Source organism: Cellulomonas sp. P5_E12 (genome assembly GCF_054049315.1).
Map to the genome: position 1 here is coordinate 1 of NZ_JBFUMP010000036.1, position 23,318 is coordinate 23,318.

Annotated in this window: 20 protein-coding genes and 1 pseudogene; 9 read left to right on the plus strand and 12 right to left on the minus strand. The window is 74.0% G+C overall.

Annotated features, from left to right (window positions below):
• Positions 1 to 621: pseudogene (locus ACXJKA_RS18955) on the minus strand (hypothetical protein); the annotation flags it as partial.
• A 258-nt stretch (positions 622 to 879) separates the two neighbouring features.
• Here ACXJKA_RS18955 and ACXJKA_RS18960 point away from each other — a divergent pair.
• Complete coding sequence (locus tag ACXJKA_RS18960; protein ID WP_456826748.1) at positions 880 to 1,233, plus strand: hypothetical protein; 354 nt, start codon at positions 880 to 882, stop codon at positions 1,231 to 1,233.
• Here the strand turns inward: ACXJKA_RS18960 and ACXJKA_RS18965 are convergent.
• Positions 1,230 to 2,918, minus strand: a complete 1,689-nt coding sequence (locus ACXJKA_RS18965) for an FAD-dependent oxidoreductase (protein WP_456826749.1) — start codon at positions 2,916 to 2,918, stop codon at positions 1,230 to 1,232. The genes ACXJKA_RS18960 and ACXJKA_RS18965 overlap by 4 nt on opposite strands.
• A 41-nt stretch (positions 2,919 to 2,959) precedes the next feature.
• Here ACXJKA_RS18965 and ACXJKA_RS18970 point away from each other — a divergent pair, with 41 nt between their 5' ends.
• The 3 genes from ACXJKA_RS18970 (at position 2,960) to ACXJKA_RS18980 (ending at position 8,470) form a co-directional block, all read left to right on the plus strand.
• The gene (locus ACXJKA_RS18970; RefSeq protein ID WP_456826750.1) at positions 2,960 to 3,547 is read left to right on the plus strand and encodes a protein-L-isoaspartate O-methyltransferase family protein; all 588 of its coding nucleotides are present in this window, start codon (positions 2,960 to 2,962) and stop codon (positions 3,545 to 3,547) included.
• A 150-nt stretch (positions 3,548 to 3,697) separates the two neighbouring features.
• On the plus strand, positions 3,698 to 7,852 hold the full coding sequence (locus tag ACXJKA_RS18975; RefSeq protein ID WP_456826751.1) for a S8 family serine peptidase: 4,155 nt from the start codon (positions 3,698 to 3,700) through the stop codon (positions 7,850 to 7,852).
• A gap of 111 nt (positions 7,853 to 7,963) precedes the next feature.
• Positions 7,964 to 8,470: a DUF3806 domain-containing protein gene (locus ACXJKA_RS18980; protein ID WP_456826752.1), complete on the plus strand. Its 507-nt coding sequence runs from the start codon at positions 7,964 to 7,966 to the stop codon at positions 8,468 to 8,470.
• Positions 8,471 to 8,498: 28 nt separating this feature from the next.
• Here the strand turns inward: ACXJKA_RS18980 and ACXJKA_RS18985 are convergent, their stop codons facing one another.
• A complete protein-coding gene (locus ACXJKA_RS18985; protein WP_456826753.1) occupies positions 8,499 to 9,014 on the minus strand; it encodes a ribonuclease H family protein in 516 nt (171 codons plus the stop codon).
• A gap of 103 nt (positions 9,015 to 9,117) precedes the next feature.
• On the opposite strand from ACXJKA_RS18985, the gene ACXJKA_RS18990 reads away from it, so the two are divergent.
• The gene (locus ACXJKA_RS18990) at positions 9,118 to 9,633 is read left to right on the plus strand and encodes a hypothetical protein (protein ID WP_456826754.1); all 516 of its coding nucleotides are present in this window, start codon (positions 9,118 to 9,120) and stop codon (positions 9,631 to 9,633) included.
• A 6-nt stretch (positions 9,634 to 9,639) separates the two neighbouring features.
• Here ACXJKA_RS18990 and ACXJKA_RS18995 read toward each other — a convergent pair whose 3' ends face one another.
• The 7 genes from ACXJKA_RS18995 to ACXJKA_RS19025 all read right to left on the minus strand — a co-directional run bounded on the left by ACXJKA_RS18995 (position 9,640) and on the right by ACXJKA_RS19025 (position 16,401).
• Entirely contained in the window at positions 9,640 to 10,185 is a 546-nt protein-coding gene (locus ACXJKA_RS18995) for a DoxX family membrane protein (RefSeq protein WP_456826755.1), read from the minus strand.
• Positions 10,186 to 10,355: 170 nt separating this feature from the next.
• Positions 10,356 to 11,306 carry a 5'-3' exonuclease gene (locus ACXJKA_RS19000; RefSeq protein ID WP_456826756.1) on the minus strand — a complete coding sequence of 317 codons (951 nt, stop codon included), beginning with the start codon at positions 11,304 to 11,306 and terminating at the stop codon, positions 10,356 to 10,358.
• 89 nt (positions 11,307 to 11,395) lie between these two features.
• The gene (locus ACXJKA_RS19005; RefSeq protein ID WP_456826757.1) at positions 11,396 to 12,793 is read right to left on the minus strand and encodes a hypothetical protein; all 1,398 of its coding nucleotides are present in this window, start codon (positions 12,791 to 12,793) and stop codon (positions 11,396 to 11,398) included.
• A gap of 76 nt (positions 12,794 to 12,869) precedes the next feature.
• On the minus strand, positions 12,870 to 13,439 hold the full coding sequence (locus ACXJKA_RS19010; protein ID WP_456826758.1) for an RNA polymerase sigma factor: 570 nt from the start codon (positions 13,437 to 13,439) through the stop codon (positions 12,870 to 12,872).
• 133 nt (positions 13,440 to 13,572) lie between these two features.
• Positions 13,573 to 15,237 carry a chromosome partitioning protein gene (locus tag ACXJKA_RS19015; protein ID WP_456826759.1) on the minus strand — a complete coding sequence of 555 codons (1,665 nt, stop codon included), beginning with the start codon at positions 15,235 to 15,237 and terminating at the stop codon, positions 13,573 to 13,575.
• 249 nt (positions 15,238 to 15,486) lie between these two features.
• Entirely contained in the window at positions 15,487 to 15,918 is a 432-nt protein-coding gene (locus ACXJKA_RS19020; RefSeq protein WP_456826760.1) for an ATP-binding protein, read from the minus strand.
• A gap of 117 nt (positions 15,919 to 16,035) precedes the next feature.
• On the minus strand, positions 16,036 to 16,401 hold the full coding sequence (locus tag ACXJKA_RS19025; RefSeq protein ID WP_456826761.1) for a VOC family protein: 366 nt from the start codon (positions 16,399 to 16,401) through the stop codon (positions 16,036 to 16,038).
• A 281-nt stretch (positions 16,402 to 16,682) separates the two neighbouring features.
• On the opposite strand from ACXJKA_RS19025, the gene ACXJKA_RS19030 reads away from it, so the two are divergent.
• From ACXJKA_RS19030 to ACXJKA_RS19045, 4 genes are read left to right on the plus strand one after another with little or no spacing between them, the layout of a single operon-like run.
• Entirely contained in the window at positions 16,683 to 16,937 is a 255-nt protein-coding gene (locus ACXJKA_RS19030; RefSeq protein ID WP_456826762.1) for a hypothetical protein, read from the plus strand.
• On the plus strand, positions 16,934 to 19,894 hold the full coding sequence (locus tag ACXJKA_RS19035; RefSeq protein ID WP_456826763.1) for a helix-turn-helix transcriptional regulator: 2,961 nt from the start codon (positions 16,934 to 16,936) through the stop codon (positions 19,892 to 19,894). The genes ACXJKA_RS19030 and ACXJKA_RS19035 overlap by 4 nt, the downstream gene beginning before the upstream one ends.
• A 51-nt stretch (positions 19,895 to 19,945) precedes the next feature.
• Positions 19,946 to 21,016: a DNA polymerase domain-containing protein gene (locus ACXJKA_RS19040; protein WP_456826764.1), complete on the plus strand. Its 1,071-nt coding sequence runs from the start codon at positions 19,946 to 19,948 to the stop codon at positions 21,014 to 21,016.
• Positions 21,000 to 22,433, plus strand: coding sequence for an MFS transporter (locus tag ACXJKA_RS19045; protein ID WP_456826765.1), 1,434 nt, complete (start codon positions 21,000 to 21,002; stop codon positions 22,431 to 22,433). The genes ACXJKA_RS19040 and ACXJKA_RS19045 overlap by 17 nt, the downstream gene beginning before the upstream one ends.
• A 4-nt stretch (positions 22,434 to 22,437) precedes the next feature.
• Here ACXJKA_RS19045 and ACXJKA_RS19050 read toward each other — a convergent pair whose 3' ends face one another.
• Positions 22,438 to 22,779, minus strand: a complete 342-nt coding sequence (locus ACXJKA_RS19050) for a hypothetical protein (protein WP_456826766.1) — start codon at positions 22,777 to 22,779, stop codon at positions 22,438 to 22,440.
• A gap of 60 nt (positions 22,780 to 22,839) precedes the next feature.
• Positions 22,840 to 23,318: M15 family metallopeptidase (locus ACXJKA_RS19055; protein WP_456826767.1), on the minus strand; the 479-nt coding region annotated here is incomplete at its 5' end.

The following is a 23,318-nucleotide window of genomic DNA, read 5'->3' on the forward strand; positions in this document are numbered from 1 at the left end:
GGCGTCGGCGGCGGCCTGCGCCGCTGCCTGCGCGGCGGCGGCGTCGGCGGCCTTCTTGGCGTCGGCGCTCTCGCGCACGCTGCTCGCGAGGGTGGCGACCGTGGCGACAGCCTCGCGCAGCTTGGTCGTCGTCTCGTCCTCCTTGCCGGTGCTCCGCGGGATCGTCGGCACCGAGACCGGCGCGGGCGTCGTCTCGAACACCGTCGCCGGGTCGGGCGTCGCATCGGGCTCGGGGGTCGCTGCCGGGGTGGCCGCGGGGGTCGTCTCCGCCGGTGCGGCGGCGTCGGCGGGCGCCGCGGTGTCGGCCGTGTCCGCGCGATCTGCCGAGCGGGAGGTCGCGGCGCCTCGGTCGACCGCGTCGCCGTCCGCCGCGGCGGCGGTGACGAGCTCGTGGAGCTTGGCGGTTGCCTCCTGCAGCGCGGCCACCTCGGTCGCGTCGACCTGCGCCTGCGTGGCCTCGGTCTGCACCGTCTGCGCGACCTCGAGCGCGTCCGTCGCGACGTCGACCGCGCCGGCCCGGGCCTTCTCCACCTGGGCGGCGCTCGAGGACGGGAGCGCGACGAACGGGCCGACGCGGTCGTCGGCGTTCGCCGAGACCGCCACGATCGCGCACATGCTCACGGCTAGAGCCGCGACGACGCCACCTTGTGCGAGGCGGGCCGGGCGGGCAGCGGCGCGTGCCGGCGCAGGGCGCGCGGCAGCGTGCCGGCCACTGCTGGGCCGACCTCGGGACTGAATCTTGTTACTCACGCGTAACACGTTAAGTTCATCGGACGAGCGTCCAGGACACTTGAGCCCTTTTGGCGGGGGAGATCTCGTGTGGATCTCGTCACGGCTCCGTCACACAATTCATAGGCTTCGGCCCGTTACGATTCCGCCGTGCCCCCCGAACCACCCCCCGCTGAGCTGCCGCCGTCGCCCCCGGCGCAGCCGCCCGTGCGCGGCCTCGACGACCTCTACGACATCGCGCGACTGGCCGAGCGGCTCGGGGTCGAGCACGCCACGATCCGCGTCTGGCTCTCCCGCAAGGTGCCGTGGCTCCCGCAGCCCGATGGCCGCCTCAACGGCGGTGCGGTGTGGCGGGCGAGCACGCTCGAGGGCATCGAGATCCGCCGCGAGCGTGGCCGGCCGGGCCGCAAGCCCAAGTTCGTCCCGGACCCGTCGGCGGCGGGGGTGCCTCGCACCGGCATGATCCCGGTGGTCTCCGCGATGACGACGCAGCAGCCGAGCTAGAGGACGGTCAGCCGCAGCGCGCCGGGGGCGCTCGACGGCACCGCGGGCCGGATCGGCCGCACGGGCCGAAGCCGCTGGTACGGCTCCCCGAGCCCCGGCCGCCGGTCGGGCTCGCCCGCGTTGGGCCACAGTGCGAGCGCCCGCTCCGCCTGCGCCGTGATGGTGAGCGACGGGTTGACGCCGAGGTTGGCCGAGACGGTCGAGCCGTCCACCACGTGCAGGCCCGGGTAGCCGAACACCCGGTGGTAGGCGTCGACCACGCCGGTCGCCGCCGACGACCCGATCGTGCAGCCGCCGAGGAAGTGCGCCGTCATCGGCACGTCCGCCACCTCGCCCACGTTGCTCGCCGCGAACCCGCCCACGTGCGCCGCCATCCGTCGGTAGGCGGCGTTGGCCGCCGGGATCCACGTGGGGTTGGGCTCCCCCTCTCCGGGCACCGACGTCAGCCGGACGGCGCCCCGCCACGTCCGGCGCGGGCGCACCGTGATCGACGACGCGCCGGTCTGCATCACCAGCCCGATGACGGTGCGCTGCGACCAGCTGCCCAGGCCGAGCAGGAGCGACGCGACCTGCCCGGGGTGCCGAGCGACGTTGCCTGCCCAGCGCAGCGGCCGGGGCACGCGCCCGCCGCCGTCGGTGAGCACGGTGCTCAGCAGGCCCATGAGGTTGGACCCGCGCCCGTAGCGCACGGGCTCGAGGTGGGTGCGCTCGTCCAGGTACACCGACGAGGTGATGGCGACGCCGCGCGTCATGTCGGGCCGCCGTCGCCAGCCGCGCCAGCGCGTCGCCGCGCCGCCGAGCGACTCGCTGTTGGTCCGGGTGAGCGCGCCGAGCCGGTCCGAGAGCGCGGGCAGCGTGCCGTCCGCCTTCATGCGGTGCAGCAGCTGCTGCGTGCCCCACGTCCCGGCGGCGACCACCACCTGGGAGGCGGTGACGGTCCGGTCGCCCCCGCGCCGCCCCGTCCGGGTGGTCCTGATCTCCCACTCGTCACCGCGCGGACGGATCGACGTCACGGTGGTCTCGGCGACCACGCGCGCGCCGGCGCGCTCGGCCAGCCAGAGGTAGTTCGTCGGCAACGTGTTCTTGGCGCCGTGCCGGCATCCGGTCATGCACTCGCCGCACTGCAGGCACCCGCGCCGCTCCGGTCCGGCACCGCCGAAGAACGGGTCGGGCACGCGGGCGCCCGGCGTCCCGAACACCACGCCGACGGGGGCGAGCCGGAACGTCGCCCCGACGCCGAGGTCGTCGGCGGCGCGGCGCACGACGTCGTCCGCGGGCGTGCAGGTCGGGTTGTCGACGACGCCGAGCATGCGGGTCGCCTGGTCGTAGTAGGGGGCGAGCTCGTCGCGCCAGTCCGTGATGCCCGCCCACTGCGGGTCCGCGTAGAAGGCGTCCGACGACGGCCGGTAGAGCGTGTTGGCGTACACCAGGGACCCGCCGCCGACCCCCGCGCCCGCCAGCACGACGACGTCCGGCAGCACGTGGATGCGCTGGATCCCGAGCCAGCCCAGCCGCGGCGCCCACAGGAAGCGGTTCACGTCCCACGAGGTGCGCGGCAGGATGTCATCGGTGAACCGACGACCGGCCTCCAGGACCAGGACGCGGTAGCCCTTCTCGACGAGCCGCAGCGCCGCCACGGACCCGCCGAACCCGGAGCCGACCACCACGACGTCGTACTCGGCCATGCGTCCTCCTCGAGATCTGGGGGCGATCGTAGGCTCGACCCATGCGCAGGGGTGTCGCGGACCCGGAGCGCGCCGCCGACGTGGCCGACGCGATGCGAGAGCTCGCCCGTGATCGGTTCCTGCCGCCGGAGCAGCGCGCCCGCGCGGGCGAGGACCACCCGCTGCCGCTGTGGCACGGGCAGACCAGCTCGCAGCCCAGCACCGTGGCGGCCATGCTGCGGCTGCTGCAGGTGCCGGTCGGGTCGCGCGTGCTGGACGTCGGCGCCGGGTCGGGCTGGACGACGGCGCTGCTGGCGCGGCTCGTCGGGCCCGCCGGGCTGGTCCTGGGCCTCGAGCTCGACCCGTCGCTCGCCGCTTGGGGGTCGTCCAACCTGGCCGCCTGCGACATGCCCTGGGCGACGCTCGAGCCCGCGACCCCGGGCGTCCTCGGCCGGCCGGTCGACGGCGGCTGGGACCGGATCCTCGTGTCCGCGGCGCCGCGGGAGCTGCCCCCGTCCCTGGTCGACCAGCTCGGGGACGACGCGCGCCTGGTGATCCCGGTCCGGTCGACCATGCACCTCGTGGTCCGGACCGGCGGGCGCACGACGATCACCACGCACGGCTCGTACTCCTTCGTACCGCTGCGCTGAGGCCGGCCGCCAGTCGGGCGAACCGTGCAATCGGGGGAGAACGTGACGAATCCCGTACCTGCCAGTAACGTGCACACGGCATGCGGCTTTGTGACCACCGTCACGTAGCCGCACCTGTCTGTCGTTCCACCTCGAACCAGGGATGCGCATATGCCACGTCGACCCGTCCTCGCCGCGTTCACGGCACTTTCCGTCGCGGTCAGCACCGCACTCCTGGGCGCGGGAGGGGCATCGGCGGCACCACCACCGACGGACGGGCCGACCGCGGGCAACGCCAAGGCCCTCGCCGGGAGGCTGGACAGCAAGCTCGCCAAGGACCTGGTCAAGGCGTCGGGGACCATCACCGCGTTCGTCCAGCTCGACGCGAAGTCCGGCACGGACGTGACCGCCGACGGCGGCACCCCGGCCGAGGTCAACGCCGCCGCCGCGGACACCGAGGCGCTCGCCGACGAGGTCGTCCCGCAGCAGCTGACCGCGCGCTCCGCCCGGTCCGCGGCGCCGAAGCAGATCGCGACGCTCACCAATCTTGTCGCCGGCACGCTCGTGACCGGCGACGCCGAGCAGGTCCGCGCACTGGCCGACTCGCCCGACGTCGTCGCGGTCTACCGGGTGACCCCCAAGACCGCCACCAACGCCAACACCGTCGCGTTCACCCGCGCCCTCCAGGTCTGGCAGGACACCGGCCAGACGGGCGAGGGGGTCCGGATCGGCGTCATCGACACCGGCCTCGACTACACCCACGCCGACTTCGGCGGGCCCGGCACCGTCGCCGCGTACAAGGCGGCCTACGGCACCGACGGGTCCGGCCCGATCCCCGCCGGCCTGTTCGACCCGGCCAAGTTCATCGGCGGCTACGACTTCGCCGGCCCGCTGTACGACGCCGACCCGGCCTCGACGCTCCCGGGCGCGACCGACGTCCCCACGCCGGACGAGAACCCGATCGACTCCACGTACCTGTCCGACAACGTCGGCCACGGCACCCACGTCTCCGGCACCGCAGCCGGGTTCGGCGTCCTGCCCGACGGCACGACGTTCAGGGGCGACTACGCGAGCCTGACGAACGTCTCCGACTGGCAGGTCGGCCCCGGCAGCGCGCCCGGCGCGCAGCTGTACTCGTTGAAGGTCTTCGGAGACATCGGCGGCTCGACCAACCTCACGTCGCTGGCACTCGACCGCGCCGCGGACCCGAACGGCGACGGCGACCTGAACGACCACCTCGACGTCGTCAACATGTCGCTCGGCGCCGACGGCACCCCCGCCGACGACCCGGACAACCTGCTGGTCGACCAGCTCACCGCGCTCGGCACCGTCGTCGTCATCGCGTCGGGCAACGCCGGCGACATCACCGACATCGGCGGCGGCCCCGGCAACGCGGCCGGCGCGCTCACCGTCGCCAACTCCGTGGGCGCCCCGCAGACCTACGACGGCGTCGACGTCACCGCCGCGTCGAACCCGGCCCTGGTCGGGCTGCACTCGGGCCAGAACTCGGTCAACTACGCGGGCGGCAAAGACGTCACCGCGCCCGTAGGCAACCCGGGCGGCAACTTCGACGGCTGCACCGCCTTCACCCCCGCCCAGGCCGCCGCGGTCTCCGGCAAGATCGCCTACCTCTGGTGGAACGACGACGACACGGCCCGCCGGTGCGGCTCGGCCGCGCGATTCAACAACGCGCAGGCGGCCGGCGCCGTCGGCGTGCTGCTGCCCACCGAGAAGACCCCGTTCTCGGCCGGCATCGCGGGCAACGCCACCATCCCCGGCTTCCAGATGACGGCGCCCACCACCGACGAGCTGCTCCCGGAGATCACCGCCGGCACGCTCACGGTCCACATCGGCCCGTCGCTGGCGGGCACGGTCGTCCAGGACCTCGCCGGAGACATGCTCAACTCCGGCTCGTCGCGGGGCGTGCACGGCTCGCTCGGCACGGGCAAGCCCGACGTCGCTGCTCCGGGGACCGGCATCCTCTCCGCCGCGTCCGGCACGGGCAACGAGCCGCAGTCCCTGAGCGGCACGTCGATGGCCACCCCGCACGTCGCGGGCATCGCCGCACTGGTCCGCTCGGCCCACCCCGGCTGGGAGGCCGCGCAGGTCAAGTCGGCCGTGGTGAACACCGCCACGCACGACGTGTTCACGGGTCCCAAGGGGACGGGCACGGCCTACGGGCCGGAGCGCGTCGGCTCGGGTCGCGTCGACGCGCTCGACGCGGTGTCGACCGACACCATCGCGTACAACACGCAGGACCCGGAGCAGACCTCGGTCACGTTCGGCGTCGTGCCGGTCGGCGCGACGACGGTCGTCCAGAAGAAGACCGTCACCGTGAAGAACCTCGGCACGACGAGCGCGGTGTGGAAGACCTCCGTGTCGAAGTCGTCGACCGCGGGCGGCGCCACCATCACCGCCTCGCCGGAGTCCGTCACGCTCGCGGCGGGCAAGTCGGCCGTCGTCACGCTCACGCTCACGGCCGACCCGGCCACCTTGAAGCGCGACCTCGACCCGACGTCCGCCGCGATCCAGGCGGGCATCCCGCGGGAGTACGTCGCGGAGGTGTCGGGGCGGCTCGTCCTGACATCGGGCACCCATGAGCTCCGGGTGCCTCTGCAGGCCGCGCCCAAGCTGGTCAGCGACCTCAAGGCAGCCCCGGTCGTCTTCGCCGACCCGGGCGCCGCCACGGCCGGCCTCGCGATCTCCGGTCGCGGCGTCGCGTCGGGCGGCTGGTACTCGCTGACCTCGCCGCTGATCCTGGGTGCCACGAGCCCCAAGCTCGAGGACGTCCCGGGGCTCGTCACCTCGCCGTCGGCCACCGCCGCCGGTGACATCCGGTACGTGGGCTGGGCCTCGACGGCACCGGCGATCGCCGCAGCCGGCGGCGACCCGACCACGGGCCTCCTCGGCATCGGCATCGCGACCGACGGGGAGTGGGCGACGCTCGGCCGCTACGTGATCCCCGTCATCGACATCGACATCGACGGTGATGGCAAGTACGACCTGGAGACGGTGGTGCAGAAGTACAACGCCGCCGCTGACGTCACGATCGCCGCGACGTTCGACTACAACACCGGCGAGAACCTCGACGTCCAGCTCATCAACGGGTTCTCGGGCAGCGTCGACTCGGGCGTGTTCGACAGCAACGTCCTGGTCGCCCCGATCGGGCTCGACTGGGCGGGCATCCCCGTCGGGTCCACCCCGACGATCGACGTCTACACGGTGTCCGACTACGCGGCGGCCGACTCCGGCGTCGCCGACACGGCGCCGTCGTTCACGGTGAACCCGTACGACCCGCCGTTCTGGTTCGACAACGACATCGCGGGCTCGTTCTCCTCGCTCGGCGCCGACGGCGCGACCATCCCGGTCCACAAGGGCACCGGCGCCGCCGACGGCCAGGTGCTGGTGTTCCAGCACCAGAACGCCGACCCGGTCTCGCGGGTGCAGCTCGTGGACGTCACGGTCCCGGTGGCGACGCCGACGACCACGACCCTCGCGGTCAGCGGCCCGACGACGGCCGGCAAGGAGCTCACGCTCCAGGCCACCGTCGCTCCCTCCGCTGCCACGGGCACCGTCACGTTCCTCGACGGAACCACGGCGATCGGCTCGTCGCCCGTCTCGGGCGGCACGGCGAGCGTCAAGGTCAAGCTCGGCGGCGGATCGCACTCGCTGACCGCGTCGTTCGCGCCCGACACCGCGCAGTTCGCGGCGTCCACGTCGGCGGCCGTGCCGGTCGACATCGCGAAGTCGGGCTCGACCACGGCGATCACGCTGTCGAGGAACTCGGCCCCCTACGGCACGGCGGTCACTGCGACCGTCGTGGTCACGGGCTCGTCGGCGGCGCCTACCGGGACCGTGGACATCAAGGAGAAGGGCGTGACCATCGCGTCCGGACCCCTCACCGTCGCCGGGCTCAAGGGCACCGCGACGATCGCCCTGCCGACGGACCTCTCCGCCGGGACGCATCAGCTGACGGCCGTGTACGCGGGCAGCGCGGACGTCGCCGGCTCGCAGAGCCAGCGATCCTTCCGGGTCACACCGGCGGCGTCCACGACGTCCCTCTCCGCGTCGTCGTGGACGGTCACCCCGGGCACGAAGGCGTCGGTGACGGTCACCGTGACGGGCCAGGCCGGCGCGCCCACGCCGACCGGTTCGGTGGCGGTCCTCGTCGGCCTGCAGCGGGTGGCCGTCGTGCCGCTCGTCAACGGCAGCGCGACGGTGACCCTGCCGGCGGCGCAGCGGTCCGCCGTGGTGCTGGCGACCTACAACGGCGACCGCGGGTACCTGCCCTCCGTCGCCGCGCACGCGCTGACCGTCAAGCGCTGACGCACGCCACGAGGGCCGCGTCGACCTCCGGGTCGGCGCGGCCCTCGCGCGTCCGGCCGATTCAGCCGCGTCTCGGGTCAAGGCCCGCGGCAACCCCGTCGATAAGGGGGCATGGCAATGTTCCGACGCGCTGCGCGGCCCTCCGACGGGTCGCAGGTTCCGCACCCGCACATGCCGGAGGACGACCACCGTTCCGTGCGGGTCGACCCGCTGAACGCCGCCGAGACCGTCTGGGCGKCCCAGCACCGCGAGATCATCACGGGCCTCTGCTCCGGGACGGTGGACCCGCAGTCGCTCGGGGACCTCTTCGACCGCGTCCAGGCGATCTGGCTGCAGTCCGCTGACCGCACGGACCCGGAGTCGCTGGTGCACGCCTTCGGGGTCTCGGTCGGTGATCTCGTCGCGCAGCGCGTCCCCGGCCTGGTATGGGGGTCCGCGCACGGTAACGGCGCCCCCGAGCTGGTCCTGACGCACTCGGACCACGATCTCGTCGTGCTCCCGCTCACCGCTGTCGCGACCAGCTGGGGCCACGCCCCGGTCGGCTGGGTGTCCGAGTACGTCCATGACGCGTCGGGCGAGGCGCTCGCGGTCCTGGCGAGGCAACGCCAGACGCACTGAGCCGCGGCCGATCGGCGACGCGGGACGCTCAGAAGAGCCTGTCGGGCTCCACGACGGGTGCCGGCGACGCGACCGCCCGGGTGGCCGCCACCGGCGCCGCGTTCGCGGGGGCGCCGTCGCGCACGCCGCGGGCAGCGATGCCGGCGAGCTCGTCGGCACGCTCGTTGAACTGGTCGCCGCGGTGCCCGCGCACCCACACGAACGTGACCGGCCCGGCGCGCTCGGCGATGGCCTGGTCGATGGACTGGATGAGCGCGAGGTTCTGCACGGGGCCGCCGGCGGCGGTGCGCCAGCCCTTGCGCTTCCAGCCGTGGATCCACTCGGACGAGCACTTGATGGCGTACTGCGAGTCGGCCTGGATCACCAGAGGCTCGTCGCCGGGGTGCGAGCGGACGGCCTCGAGGACCGCCATGAGCTCCGCGATCTGGTTGGTGCCGGACGCGTGGGCGCCGCTGGCGCTGGTGCCGTCGTGGTTGGCCCACGCCCAGCCGATGGCCCCGCCGGGGTTGCGCAGGCAGGAGCCGTCCGTGCTGACCGTGATCACGGGACGTGATTCTGCCCTGCCGACGAGGCCGTCCTGCACCCGAACGGGGTCAATCGGTGCACAGGTGCTCACGTGACCCGTCGATCCGGCCGATGTGCACGGTATGACGACGTTCGACGACACGGACCTCTTCACCGACGCGTTCCACGACTTCCGGGGCGTCGGCGACGCCCGACGCCGCTCCGGCTGGCTGACCGCGCTCGTGCTCGTCGCGGCCGCGGCCCTGGTCGCCGGCGGGATGGTCTGGGTCAAGCTGGCTCAGCACACGGCCGCGCTCGTCGACCCGTCGACGACGCTCACCGCGTTCGCGGACCCGCAGCGCTCGGTCGACGTGGTCGCCGCCGACGACCTGGCCGGCAGCATGATCGATCCGGCGACCACGCGGCTCGTCGCCCATACCGCGGACACCCGCTACTACGCCGGGGTGTCCCGGACCCACCTGCTCTGCGTGCTCGCGGTGACCACGGGCGAGCTGCCCACCACGAGCTGCACCTCCACGAGCGCCGCCGGGGCCGACCTCACCGTCGACGACACGCTCAAGGTCGTGACAAGAGGACCCGCCCCGGCCGCCGCGGACGGCTGGCACGAGGCGGGTCCCCAGGTGTACCTGAAGGACTGACGACACTCACTCCTGCGGGAGACGCAGCCGGGCACCGAGGGCCGCGGCTCCGATGACGGCACCCGCGCAGGCGAGCACGATGTCCTTGAGCACGTACTGGCCCGTGAGGGTCGGCCCGCCGGCGGGGAACAGCTCGCCGTAGAAGAGCACGATCGGCGACATGATGCCGACCAGCGCCCCGGCCAGGATTACCAGGCCGGTCCGCAGGAACAGCCCCGTGATCAGCGTGAGCCCGATGACGGTCTCCATGATCGCGGTGAGCAGCAGCGCGGCCGTCGGGCCGACGTGGCCCAGGGTCAGCGCGCCGATGGTGCGCTCGGCCAGCTCCGCCGCCGGGCTCATGCCGGGGAAGAACTTCAGGACGCCGAAGCCGAGGAACACGAGGCCGAGGCTGATTCGCAGCGCGGTGATCGAGTGGCGGGCGAGGACCTCGGCAAGCCCCGCCTCGACCCGAGCCACGGCGGCCGGGAGGGCGAGGGTGTTGCTCGGGACGGGAGCCGACGTCGTCGCCGCGGGTCGCGCAGTGGACGTCAGGGTGGGGGCGGAGGACATGGACGTACCTTTCCGGTCGGACCCCGTGTCGGGGCGCGGCTGCCGGTGGTCTCCGGCGGGGACGTGGCCACCGGTCGGTAGCGCACGTCACAGCAGGAGCACAGGTACCGATGTCTGATACGCCCGACTTCCACCCGTTCGGCGTATTCACCCGATCGAGTGACGGGGCCTCAGCCCAGCGCGAGCGCGTCCACCACCCGCTTCACGCTCGACGACAGCCCCCAGCGCTCGGCCAGCGCGACGAGCGCCCCGGCGTCCGCGACGACGCTCGGCAGCCGGTCGTCGATGTCCCCGACCGGCGCGTCCGGGGCCACCCGGACGACCGCGGGCGCGACCTCCAGGTAGGCCGCCGCCTCGACCAGCCGCCTGCGCTGCGTGGCGGTGAGCCCGGTGTCCCCGGCGTCGCGCGCGGCGAGGATCCCGGGCAGCGACCCGTACCGGTGGATCAGCTGCGCGGCCGTCTTCTCCCCGATCCCCGGCACGCCGGGCAGCCCGTCGCTTGGGTCCCCTCGCAGCACGGCCATGTCCGCGTAGGCGGGTCCCGACGGGACGCCGTACTTCTCCTGCAGGAACGCCTGGTCGATCACCCCGAGGTCCCTGATGCCCTTGATCGTGTACAGCACGCGGACGGGAGCGTCGTCGTCGACCAGCTGGAACAGGTCCCGGTCGCCGGTGACGACGTCGACCGGAACCCGGTCCGTGCGCGCGACCTCCCGCGCGACGAACGTGCCGATGACGTCGTCGGCCTCGTAGCCCGGGACCCCGACGCGCGCGATGCCCAGCGCCGCCAGGACGTCGACGATGATCGGTACCTGCGGCGACAGGGTGTCCGGCACCTCCTCGACGCCCGTGGTGCCCGGCACCTCGACCGCGACCCGGTGGGCCTTGTACGACGGGATCGCGTCGACCCGGAACTGCGGCCGCCAGTCGTCGTCCCAGCACATGACGAGCCGCGTCGGGCGGTGCGCGGTGACGAGCGTGGCGATCATGTCGAGCAGGCCGCGCACCGCGTTGACCGGCGTACCGTCGGGCGCCTTCACCGAGTCGGGGACCCCGAAGTACGCGCGGAAGTACAGCGACGCGGTGTCCAGCAGGAGCAGCTTCTCGGAGCGTTCGGCCATGGAGGCGAGTCTGGCAGGAAGGGCGGGCATGACGAAGGCCGGTCGACGTGCCCTCCGACGCCGGCCGACCTTCGCGCTCTACGCGCGCATCAGCCCGCGGCCGAGAAGTCCAGCTGCTCGTCGACCACCGCGACGACGCTCCACGTGACCCCGTCGGCGTCGGCCAGCTCGTACGTGGGCACCAGCACCGACGCCCCCGTCGGCAGCGTGGTCAGCGCGACGCCCAAGCGGGCCGAGACGAGCGTGACCTGCTGGACGGGCCAGGCGATCGGGTCGCCCGCGGCCGGGGTGGCCGGGACGGTGGGGTCCGACGACGGGCCGGCCGACGCCACGGAGTCGTCGGTGGCCCGCATCCCCTCGGCCGCGAGCGGCATCACACCACCCCCGCCCGTGATCCCGAACCGCGGGTCGCCCAGCCGGGCGACGGCCGCCGTCGGGCTGACGACGTCGTACGACCCGAGCTCGACGATCGGCGCCAGGGGGGCGTACAGCGACTGCACCCCGTCCGCGACGATCGTGGCGCTCGCGGTGACGCCCGTCTGCTGGCCGTCGACCACCAGGCTCGCGGTGACGTTGGTGACCTGCGGGCTGGCCGGGTCCGTCGAGGCCGCGTACTGGAACGCCGCGGTGTCGAGGCCGAGCGCCGCGAAGGTGTCCTTCGCCTGCCCGATCGCCGTGTCGCCGGTAGGCGCCGGGTCGGAGGTCGTGCACTCGCCCTTGTCGATGGCCGGCTCCGGCATCGCCACCCCGCCGGCCGCGTCGCTCGCCGGTGTCTCGATGCTGTCCGGCGCCGAGCGCACGCAGTTCCACGGGTCCCGGGTCGGGTCGTAGTACGAGAGGCTCGCCAGCCCGTCCGGCGACAACGACACCGACGGACCCGTGCCGTCGTTGGTGCCGACCGACCACGAGCCGTACTCCTGCCGCGGCTGCCCCGGCACCCCGAGGACAGCCGCCGCCTGCACGATCGTCTCCTGCGAGAACGTGCCCGCGGCGTCGAAGCCCCACGCGTCGCCCGCGCCGCCGTCCGTCGACAGCCCGCTGGCGGTGAACACCGTGCGGCCGCCGTACCAGGGGTACATGAGCTTGGCCGAGTCCGCGGCGCCCGCGGCCATCGACGCGGTCTCGGGTGCCACCGCGCCCCGGCCGTCGTCCGCGCCCGCGAGCGAGATCGGCGGCGCCGCCGTGATCGTCTCGGGGTCCGCGGAGCTGTTGAGCCCGTACGCGTAGCTGCCGCCGGCGACCACGGCCACGCCCGCGACCGCCGCGGCGACCGTGAGCCAGCGGGGTGCTCGGCGGTTCCGGCGGGCGGCGAGCTCGTCGGCAGGGTGCGTCGCCAGCTCCACCTCCGTCCGCGCCGACACGGCCGCCAGCACGCTCGCGAGGTCGGGCTCGGTGCCCGCGGCCGGGTCGGCGGCCTGCAGGCGCGCGAACGCGACGTCGGCCTCGGGTGCGCTGTCGCTGGTCTCGTGCTCGGTGCGGTCGTCCACGGTCCTGCCTCCTGGTCGGCGTGCGCTGCCCTCTACCCCTCTTGTGTGCCGAGGGCGCGGCACCTTGCACGCGCGATCAGGCCTCCGTCGCGGCCCAGGCCTCCCGCAGGCGGGCGCGCGCACGGCTCAACGCCGCGTCGGCGCCGCCGCGACCGATGCCCAGCACCTCGGCCAGCGCCTCGCCCGTCAGGCCCTCCCACGCGTTGAGCAGCAGGATCTGCCGGTCGCGGGCACCGAGAGCACCGAGCACCTCGCGCACCTGCGCGTCCTGCACCGCGCGCACGGCGGGGTCGTCGGCAACGATCTCGTCGGGGACGTCGCCCACCGGCACCGGCCGGCCCTTGCGCCGGTGGTTCGCGACGACGAACCCCGCGGTCCGGTACAGCCACGGCAGCTCGGCACCCGCGGGGACGTCGGCGCGGCGGCGCCACGCGGTCGCGAGCACGTCCGCGGTCAGGTCGTCCGCCTCGTCGCGACCCGCGCGCCGGACGATGAACCGGTGCACCGCCGACGCGTGCTCACGGACGACCGCCTCGAGCCAGGCGGCGTCCCGGCCGGGGTCCGTGTCGCCGGCCTGGTCGGATCGCTCGTCGACGGGCGGGTCGTCGGGCTCGAGGTCCGGCGTACTCGGTGTCCGCGACGGCACGGTGCTCCCAGGTGATGGTGGTCGGGCGAAGGCCTACACCTGCACTCTGTCGCGAGGCGCCGCGATCTTGCACCCCCGGGCGACCGATTCCGCGCGCGCACGGCACGGCCGCGCCGGGGCGCTGCCGCCGACCTCAGAGTCCGTCGGCCACCACGGCGGTCACGCGGAGCCAGGCGTCACGAGTGGTGGTGCTGAGCGCGTCGTAGTCGATGGGTCCGCCGGCGACGAGGGCCTTGTCGTGCGGCACGTCGAGCACCGCACGCGTGAGCGCCCCGAAGTGGGAGCGGAGCCGCTTCTGCAGGTCCTTGTCCACCTTCGGCTCCGGCGCGGACAGCACCGTCACGGCGCGGCGCACGGCGTCGTCGTGGCCGGTAGCACGCAGGGCGTCGAGGGCCCACGCGGCGGACTGCGCGGTGTCCTCGCGCACGGTCGACACGACGACGATCTGGTCGGCGGCCGCGACCGCGGCCTGCCAGTTCGAGGCCCGCATGTTGTTGCCGGTGTCGATCACCAGGACCCGGTAGAACCTCGAGAGGACCTGGTGCAGCGAGGTGAACGAGCGCGCGTCGACGGAGGAGGCCGAGGCGGAGTTCTCGTCGGACGCCAGCACGTCGAACTGCTCGCTGGGCTGCGTGCGCACGAACCCGTCGAGGTCGCCGATCCGGACCGTGCCCGAGGTGCCGAGCGCGGGCAGGGCGTTGAGCAGGTCGACGGCCGTCTTGGTGTGGTCGGCGTGCGACGAGCGCCACCCGAGAGTGCCACGCGTCTCGTTGTTGTCCCAGGCGAGGGTGTAGCCGCCGCGCTGCAGCCCGAAGGTCGCCGCCAGCAGCATCGTCGCCGTCGTCTTGTGCGCCCCGCCCTTGGGGTTGATGATCACGATCGTCTTCGGGCCGTCGAGGGTGCGACGCACCGACGCCGAGGCGATGCGCCGACGACGCTCGACCCGACCGGGCTTCGGGGAGATGCCGCCGAAGGTCAGCCGCCGGACGCCCGCCTGCCAGCCGTGCTCGGCGGGTCCGCCGGACGCGGCGGGGTGACGCGCGGCGAGGAGGTCGTCCAGCGTCGGGAGCTGCTGCGCGGAGCCCTGGGGCGGCGCTGCGAGCGGGGCTCCCGTGAGCTCGGCCGCGGCGACGGGCGGTGCGTCGGTCGCGGAGCTGTCCTGCGGCCGGGCGCCGGAGCCCAGCGTCGCTGCGGGCCCGCGCGTGGCGGACGACGTCGTCGTCGGAGGGTGCTCGGGCGCCTTCGCGGACGTCGCCGAGTCGACGCCGGACGGCGGCGTCGCCAGGGTCCCGCCCGACGGTGTCGACGAGACCGGGTCGGGGGATCGGTCCGCCCCCGAGCGGCCCGACGCCGCGGCCGTGGCGGCAGCGGTCGGTGCAGAGCCCGGGCCGGAGCGTTCCTCGTCCGGGGAGGTGGCTCGCGCGGCGTCGACCTCGGGCGCGCCGTCGCCGGAGGATGCGTCGGCCGAGGAGCCGCTCGTGGTGTCCGGCGTCTCGCCGGGCTCGTCGGCGGGCGACCCCGGCGCTTCGTCGACGAGGCCGTCCGGGTGGATCAGCAGGGACCAGACGCCGTCGGGGTCGCGCACCTGCACGGGCACTGGGCGACCGACGGTCCCCGCCAGCTCGGCGATGCGGCTCGTGATGGCGGCGCCGGCCTCGGCGAGGTTCGCCATGCGGACGCGCTCGATGACGCCGTCGACCGAGATCTCGCCGGTCCCGTCCTCGCGCACCTCGGCGCGGATGTCGGGCAGCCGGGTCGTCGTCGTCGACGCGTTCGGCCCGCCGGTGCCGTCACTCATTGTCACTCATGGTCTCGTTGCCCCTCGCTCCCAGTCGTCCGCCCCCGAAACTACGCTGCGCGGGCCATCCGTGCATCGTGGAACCGCAGGCCAGCGCGTTGGCGGACGCGGCAACGATCCGGCTCGTCACCCCTGAGCAGGGTCGGACGGAGTCGAATCCTCTCGGACGTGACATCGGGCACCCTCGGACAACCCGGGCGTGTCGGCGGCCGTGGTGACCCGGTGCGTGACGACCGGACGGCGGACGCGTCACTCGTCGGTGCGGACCTCGAACCACACGGTCTTGCCGTCGCGATGGGTCTGCGTCCCCCAGGCCGAGGACAGCGCCTCGACGAGGGCGAGGCCGCGCCCGCTCGGCGCGGTGGGTTCGGGGTGCCCGACGGTCGGGGTGCCGCCGCCGGTGTCGCGGACACCGACCCGGACGGTGTCGCCGTCGATCCGGACCTGGATCCGCACCGCTCCGGCCTCGGGGCCGTGGACGACCGCGTTCGACACCAGCTCGCCCGTGAGCAGCTCGACGACCTGGTTGGAGGCGCCGCCCACCCCGGCGTCGGCGATGGTCCGCATCACCCAGTGCCGGGCGGTGCGGGGGGCCGAGCGTTCGGCCTCGACGACGAGCTCGCCGTCGACAGCCTGCGCGTCTCGACGACGCACGCTCGCAGCGCTCCGGAGGTCTCGCACGTCGCCCACCTCACCAGGGTGCCCGACTGCGACCGGTCGTGCCCGGGGGGACCGTGGGCGCGTCCGGGTGAACGGGGCCTCAGCGGGGCGTCACGGAGGCTGGACCGCGGCCGCCGCTCAGCCCTGCTGGCTCACGAGGCCCACAAGGTTGCCCTCCGAGTCGCGCACGAACGCGTGCCACTCGTCGGTCCCCGCGGGTCCGAGGGTGTCGTCCTCGTGCCGGAAGATCACGTGCGGCTCGGACTCGACGACGACGCCCTGGGCGCGGAGACGCTCGACGGTGGAGCCAATGTCGTCGACCCGCAGGTACAGGAGGGCCGACGGCGCACCCGCGTCCAGCAGCAGCCGGACTCCGTCGAGGTCGAAGAACAGCAGGCCCGGCGGGTCGAAGCGGGCGGTGGGTGGAGCGCCCAGGAGGTCGGCGTAGAAGGCCGCCGCGCGGTCGAGGTCCTCCGCGTGCTGCGCAACTTGCACGAGTGCCATGTCCACATCCTGAACCCTGCCGCCGCCCGGCGGCAGCCCCCCGCCAGTGCCGAGGACCCCCGCACGAGCGAGCATCGCCGCAGGTCGAGCCACATCTGAGGTACCTCAGACCGCTACCCGGAGGCCTCAGACGCCCACGACCCCACCTCAGGGGCCCCCTGGGTCGAACTGCTCCTCATAACCAGGTGACCCTCCCGATCCGCCGACCCCCGCCTCACGACCAGAGTCGTCCTTGTCAACGAGAGCCGGGCAGGTCGTCCGGCGTACATGAGGAGGACACCATGGCTGACTTCTGGGGACCCGCCCTCGACGCCGAGCTCGCCTACCGTCACGAGCGTCTGTTCACCGCGCTCCGCGGCATCCCGGAGCGGGACGCCACGCACGAGGCGTTCGCCGTCGCCGAGCCCACCGAGGGCCTGGAGGCGACCGCCCGTCCCGACGGCTCGCTGCGGCCCGTGCGCCCGGCGCACCCGCTGGCCACTGCCGCTCGTGGGTGGCTCCTGCGAGGATCTGGGGCATGGCACGTGGCTCGATGAGCACACCCTTCGTCGCCCGCGCGCTGCAGGTCGGCCAGCTGATGCTGGCGCTGCAGCGCGCGGGCGTCGGCGAGCCCTCGACCGTCCTGCTCGGGGCGGACGCGGGCGTCGGCAAGACCCGGTTGCTGCGGCACGTCGCGGAGCTGGCGGACGCGGCCGGCGCGACGGTCGTGGTGGCCCACTGCGTCGATCTGGGCGAGATCGGCCTGCCGTACCTGCCGTTCGCGGAGGCGCTCTCCCAGCTCCGCGCGCTCGACCCGGACGCCGTCGACGCGGTGGTCGGCAACCGGCCCGCGCTCGCCCGTCTGCTGCCGGGACCGTCGGGCTCGGCGACGGCCCCCGACGACCAGGCGAACCGCCTCCAGCTCTTCGACGGGCTGGTCGAGGCGTTCGGCGCGGTCGGCGGCCCGGGCCACCCGCTCCTGCTGGTCCTCGAGGACCTCCACTGGGCGGACGCGTCGAGCCGGGACGTGCTGCGCTTCCTGGTCTCGCGCCTGCGCGACCAGCACCTGCTCGTCGTCGCCAGCTACCGAACGGACGACCTGCATCGGCGCCACCCGTGGCGGCCCGTCGCCGCGGAGCTGGCGCGCCACCCGCGGGTCGAGCGCCTCGACCTCGCCCCCTTCACGGACGACGAGCTGCGCGACTTCACGACGGCGCTCAGCGGGACACCGCTGACCGAGACCACGCTGCGCCGGGTCATCGACCGCTCCGAGGGCAACGCGTACTTCGCCGAGGAGCTGCTGGAGGCGGGGGCCGAGGCCGACGAGCTGCCGTGGTCGCTCGCGGACGTCCTGCGCGCGCGGCTCGAGCTCCTCGACCCGTCGGTCCAGCGCCTCGCGCGCATCGCGTCCGCGGCGGGCCGGCGGGTGTCCGAGCCGCTGCTCCGCGCGGCCGTGGCCGCCGACGGCGACGCGCAGCTGGCCGTTCCCGGGGCCGTCGACGCCGCGCTGCGGGAGGCGGTCGCGCACCACGTGCTCGTCGGCGAGGACTCGCTCATCGCCTTCCGGCACGCCTTGCTGGCCGAGGCGGTGTACGCCGACCTCCTGCCGGGCGAGCAGTCGTCGCTGCACCGTGCCTACCTGCGCGTGCTGCGCGACGACCCGTCGCTCGGGCCGTCGTCCCAGCTGGCGTCGCACGCCCTGCGCGCGCCGGACCTGCCGACCGCGCTGCTGGCCTCCCTCGACGCGGCCGAGCAGGCGCACGAGGTGCTGGCCCCCGCCGAGGAGCTGCGGCACCTCGAGGTCGTGCTGCGGCTGTGGGAGGCGGTGCCCGACGTCACGGCGGCGCTGGGGCGCGGTGAGCGTCCGGGGCACGCGGGCTCCTCCACCGGGGAGGCCACCCCTGCAGGGTCGCCCCTGGACCACATCCACATCCTCGTTGCGGCCGCGGCCGCGGCGAGCCGCGCGGGTCAGGTGGACCGCGCCGTGCAGCTGGCCCGGTCGGCGGTCGAGGAGACCGCAGGAGACGTGCCCCGCCAGGCCAACCTGCGTACCGGTCTCGCGCGGTACCTGCTGGGCATCGAGAGCATCCACGACGCCCTCGAGCAGGCGTCGCGCGCGCTGGCGGACCTGCCCGACACACCATCCCCCGCTCGGGCGTGGGCGCTCGCCACGTATGCGCGCAGCGCGCTCAACGCGGACCTCGACGCGGAGGCGGAGGCCGCCGCGACGGAGGCCGTCGAGCTCGCCCGCACGGCGGACGCGGCGGACGCGGAGTCGGACGCGCTGACCACGCTCGCGGTGCTGGTGGTCGACGACGAGAGCCGCGCGGCCGAGCTGCTGAAGACCGCGCTGGCGCGCGCCCGGGAGGCGTGCGACTACGTCACTGAGCTGCGCACCACGTTCAACCTGGCGAGCAACCGCTACTACGCGGGCGACCTCGACGGGGCGACCCAGGTCACCACCGACGGCATCGAGCGTGCGCGCTCGCTCGGCATGACCTGGAGCGTCTACGGCGTCGAGCTGCACATGTTCACGCACCTCATCCGGTACGTCTCGGGCGACCTGACGTCGGCGCCCATCGGTGCGGTCCCGGACGAGCTCGCCCACACCCTGGTGGCGGTGAGCCTGTACGCGGCCGTGGCCCGGGGGGACGACGACGCCGCCGAACGCGGTCACGCCCTGGAGCCTGTCTGGCCGCGGGACGGCCTGATCGCCCTCGTCTCGGGCGGCTGCACCATCGACGCGCACACCTGGCGCGGCGAGCTGGACGAGGCGATCACGCTGGCGCTGCGGCTCCTGGAGCACCTCTGGCGGGCGTGGTCCGACTACTTCCTCGGCGGCATCTGGCTGGTCGCGCTCGCGCTCGGCGCCCTCGCGGACGCGGCCGCGCAGGAACGGCTGCTCGGTCGGGACGTCTCGGAGCGCATCGCGCTGGGCGACCGGCTGCTCGAGCGCGCCTCCACCACGGCCGAGCGAGGACGTCCGCGTGGCGGGCGGCTCGGGCCCGAGGGGCGGGCGTGGCTGGCGCGGGCGCACGCCGAGCACTCGCGGCTGACGGGGGTCAACGACACCGAGCTCTGGCGGGCGACCGTGACCGAGTTCGACTACGGCTACCGCTACGAGGTCGCGCGCAGCCGGTTCCGGCTCGCGGAGGCATTGCTGGAGGGCGGCGACCGGGAGGCGGCCCTGCGTGAGGCCGGCCTCGCGCTGAGCGAGGCGGACGCGATGGGCGCGGTCCCGCTCGCGACCGCCGTGCGCGGGCTCGCTCGGCGCGGACGACTCGACCTGCCGGGCGTCCGGGTCGGGGGGACCGACGTGCTGACCGCGYGGGAGGCCGAGGTCCTCGCCCTCGTCGCGCAGGGTCTGTCCAACCGGCAGATCGGCGAGAAGCTCTTCATCTCGGGAAAGACCGTCTCGGTGCACATCTCGAACCTGCTGGCCAAGCTCGGCGTCTCGGGGCGCGCCGAGGCCGTGTCCGTCGCGCACCAGCGAGGGCTGATCGGTGCGGGCTGAGCGGATACGGCCCATGGGCACGAGCCCTGACCAGCGCCTAGGTTGATCTGCATGTCTCCGTCGAAGACGCCCGCGGTCGAGCTCGAGGTGCGCGGCCGGACGGTCCGGGTGAGCAGCCCGGACAAGATCTACTTCCCGGAACGCGGGCTGACCAAGCTCGACGTCGTCCAGTACTTCGTCGCGGTCGGTGACGGCATCCTGGGCGCGTTGCTCGACCGCCCGACCACCCTGGAGCGCTGGCCCAAGGGCGTGTTCGAGGGCGCCAAGCTGGCCACCCGCATGGACTCCACGGGCGACGCGTTCTACCAGAAGCGCGTGCCGCAGGGCGCGCCCGAGTACGTGAAGACCGCCCGGATCTCGTTCCCGAGCGGCCGCACCGCGGACGAGGTCGCACCGAGCGAGCTGGCGGTGGTGGCATGGGCCGCCAACCTGGGCACGCTGACGTTCCACCCGTGGCCCGTGCTCGGCGACGACGTCGACGCCCCCGACCAGATCCGCATCGACCTCGACCCCCAGCCCGGCACCGACTTCTCCGACGCCGCCCGCGTGGCGCCGCGCGTCCGTGAGCTGCTCGCGGAGCACGGCATGGAGGGCACCCCGAAGACGTCGGGCGGGCGCGGCATCCACATCTTCGTGCCCATCGAGCCGCGCTGGTCGTTCGTCGACGCCCGACGCGCCACCATCGCGTTCGGCCGCGAGCTGGAACGGCGCATGCCCTCCGAGGTCACGATGAAGTGGTGGAAGGAGGAGCGCGGCGCCAAGATCTTCGTCGACTACAACCAGATGGCGCGCGACCGCACGATCGCCTCGGCGTACTCGATCCGCACCAACCCGCGCGCGACGACGTCGGCACCGCTGCGCTGGGACGAGGTCGCCGACGTGCACCCGAACGACTTCGACGTCACGACGATGCCGGCCCGGTTCGCCGAGGTGGGCGACCTCTTCGCCCCGCTGGTGGCGCGCACCGCACCGCGGTACTCGATCGAGTCGCTGCTGGAGCTGAGCGACCGCCAGGAGTCGGAGCACGGCGAGGGCGACCTGCCGTATCCCCCGGAGTACCCGAAGATGCCGGGCGAGCCCAAGCGCGTGCAGCCGAGCAAGGACCGTGACCGCCCCCGCTGAGCCCGCGGGCGCCATCGTCTACGCGTCCGGGCGCGGCCGCTGGGTGCTCTTCGCGACCGTCCTCGGGTCGGCCATCGCGTTCATCGATGCCACGGTGGTCACCATCGCGCTGCCGACGATCGCGGAGGACCTCGACGCGTCGACGGCCGACCTGCAGTGGACCGTCAACGCGTACGCCCTGACGCTGGCCGCGTTCCTGCTGCTCGGCGGCTCGCTCGGGGACCGGTTCGGCCGGCGCAAGGTGTTCCTCGTCGGCGTCGTCTGGTTCGCGGTGGGGTCGCTGCTCTGCGCCGTGGCGCCGACGATCGGGACGCTCAACGTGGCGCGCGCGCTGCAAGGGGTCGGCGGCGCGCTGCTCACGCCGGGCTCGCTGGCCATCCTGCAGTCGACCTTCAGCGGACCGGACCGGGGGCGCGCGATCGGTGCGTGGTCGGGGCTGGGCGGCATCGCGGGTGCCCTCGCGCCGTTCCTCGGCGGCTGGATCGTCGAGGTCACCACCTGGCGCTGGATCTTCGGCATCAACCTGCCGCTCGCCGCGATCGTGGTCGCGGTGACCGCCCGGCACGTGCCGGAGAGCTCGGACCCCAACGCGGTGAAGAAGCTCGACATCGCCGGCACGGTGCTCGGCGCGCTCGGCCTGGCGGGCCTGACGTACGGGTTCACGGTGTGGACCGAGCGCGGCACGCCGGACGCGCTCGTCGTCGGCGCGCTCACGTTCGGCGTCGTCGCCCTGGTCGCTTTCGTCGTGGCCGAGTCGCGCGCCGCCGCTCCCCTCCTGCCCCCCGCGCTGTTCCGGTGGCGCCCCTTCGCGGGCACCAACGCCGCGACCCTGCTGATCTACGCCGCGATCTCGGGGCTGTTCTTCTTCCTCGTCGTGACCCTCCAGGTGGTCGCCGGCTACTCGCCGCTCGCCGCCGGCCTGGCCCCGCTGCCGGTCACGGTGCTCATGCTCCTGCTGTCGCCGCGGGCCGGGGAGCTGAGCACGATCATCGGCCCGAAGCTCCCGATGACGATCGGTCCCCTGGTGTGCGCGGTCGGCGCGGTCATGCTGGCCGGCATCGGCACCGACTCCCCCTACCTCACGCACGTGCTTCCGGGCGTGGTGGTGTTCGGTCTCGGGCTCTCGGCGACCGTCGCGCCGTTGACGACGACCGCGCTCGCCGCCGCTCCCGACCACCTGGCCGGCGTGGCCAGCGGCGTGAACAACGCCGTCGCCCGCGTCGCCGGCCTGCTCGCGATCGCGGTCCTGCCCCTGCTGGCCGGCGTGGGCTCGTCGCTCACCGACGACACGACCCTGCAGCCCGCCAACCGCACCGCGATGTTCGTCTGCGCCGCCCTGCTGGCCGCCGGCGGAGTCATTTCGCTGATCACCGTGCCGTCGACCGCGGACGCGGTGCGGCCGGCGACCGTGAGCTGACTGCTCAGACCTTCCAGACGGGCTCGTCGAGCGGGTCGGTCCGGTCGACGACGAGTGTCGGGACCGTCGGGGCGGCATCGCCGTAGGTCACCGGCGGGACCTCCTGGCGTCCCAGGTACATGTCCTGCACCGTGCCGAGCCCCTGCAGCCCGGGAGCCAACGTCCGTGACACGGGGATCGAGCGGCGGGCGCCCAGCACCAGGCGCCACACCAGGGCTGCGCCGAACAGCGCGTAGAGGCCGATGACCACGAACGTCGCGAGCGCGGCGCCGCTGAGGATCGACCAGACGAGCAGGGCGAGCAGCGCGACCACGGCCGTGACGACCCACCACGCCTTGACTCCCACGCCGCACCTCCCTTTGGTAGCGGCAGCGTCCCACGGCCGGGGCTACGACGAAAGCCCTGGTCAGCCCACGTACTCGAAGTGCCAGTACTCCGGGTTGGAGCCGTTGCGGCCGGCCCACGACGGCGACGTCCACCCGTACGCCGGACCGTGGGCGATCAGCCAGCTGCGCTGCGGGGTGTCCCAGCCGTACTCGCAGGGGAGCTCGGGCACGTCGAGCGCGAGGCCGGTGCCGTGCGTCGACGTCCCGGGCTGCGCGGCCACCGTGCCGAGGGCCGCCCGCATCGCCACCTGGGTGTCGTAGTCCCGGTACGTCAGGTCGAGGTCGAGGTGGTGACCGAACGCGGCGCGGAACGCCGCGTCGAGCCGCTCGAGCGCGGCCGCGGCTGCGTTCTTCAGGTAGTAGGGGGTGCCGTGCGGGTCGACGTCCCACGAGATCGCCGTCAGCGCCTCGGGTGGCAGTTTGCCGTTCGAACCGTCGCCGCCCACGGTCGCCGGCGACGTGTAGAACGGCGGACCGGAGTACGTCGTCTCGCAGGACG

Excerpts from the sequence above, each read along its gene's own strand:
- ACXJKA_RS18965 (WP_456826749.1), bottom strand. The coding sequence starts at position 2,918 with ATGGCCGAGTACGACGTCGTGGTGGTCGGCTCCGGGTTCGGCGGGTCC.
- ACXJKA_RS18970 (WP_456826750.1), top strand. The coding sequence starts at position 2,960 with ATGCGCAGGGGTGTCGCGGACCCGGAGCGCGCCGCCGACGTGGCCGAC.
- ACXJKA_RS18975 (WP_456826751.1), top strand. The coding sequence starts at position 3,698 with ATGCCACGTCGACCCGTCCTCGCCGCGTTCACGGCACTTTCCGTCGCG.
- ACXJKA_RS18990 (WP_456826754.1), top strand. The coding sequence starts at position 9,118 with ATGACGACGTTCGACGACACGGACCTCTTCACCGACGCGTTCCACGAC.
- ACXJKA_RS18995 (WP_456826755.1), bottom strand. The coding sequence starts at position 10,185 with ATGTCCTCCGCCCCCACCCTGACGTCCACTGCGCGACCCGCGGCGACG.
- ACXJKA_RS19000 (WP_456826756.1), bottom strand. The coding sequence starts at position 11,306 with ATGGCCGAACGCTCCGAGAAGCTGCTCCTGCTGGACACCGCGTCGCTG.
- ACXJKA_RS19015 (WP_456826759.1), bottom strand. The coding sequence starts at position 15,237 with ATGAGTGACGGCACCGGCGGGCCGAACGCGTCGACGACGACGACCCGG.
- ACXJKA_RS19025 (WP_456826761.1), bottom strand. The coding sequence starts at position 16,401 with ATGGCACTCGTGCAAGTTGCGCAGCACGCGGAGGACCTCGACCGCGCG.
- ACXJKA_RS19030 (WP_456826762.1), top strand. The coding sequence starts at position 16,683 with ATGGCTGACTTCTGGGGACCCGCCCTCGACGCCGAGCTCGCCTACCGT.
- ACXJKA_RS19040 (WP_456826764.1), top strand. The coding sequence starts at position 19,946 with ATGTCTCCGTCGAAGACGCCCGCGGTCGAGCTCGAGGTGCGCGGCCGG.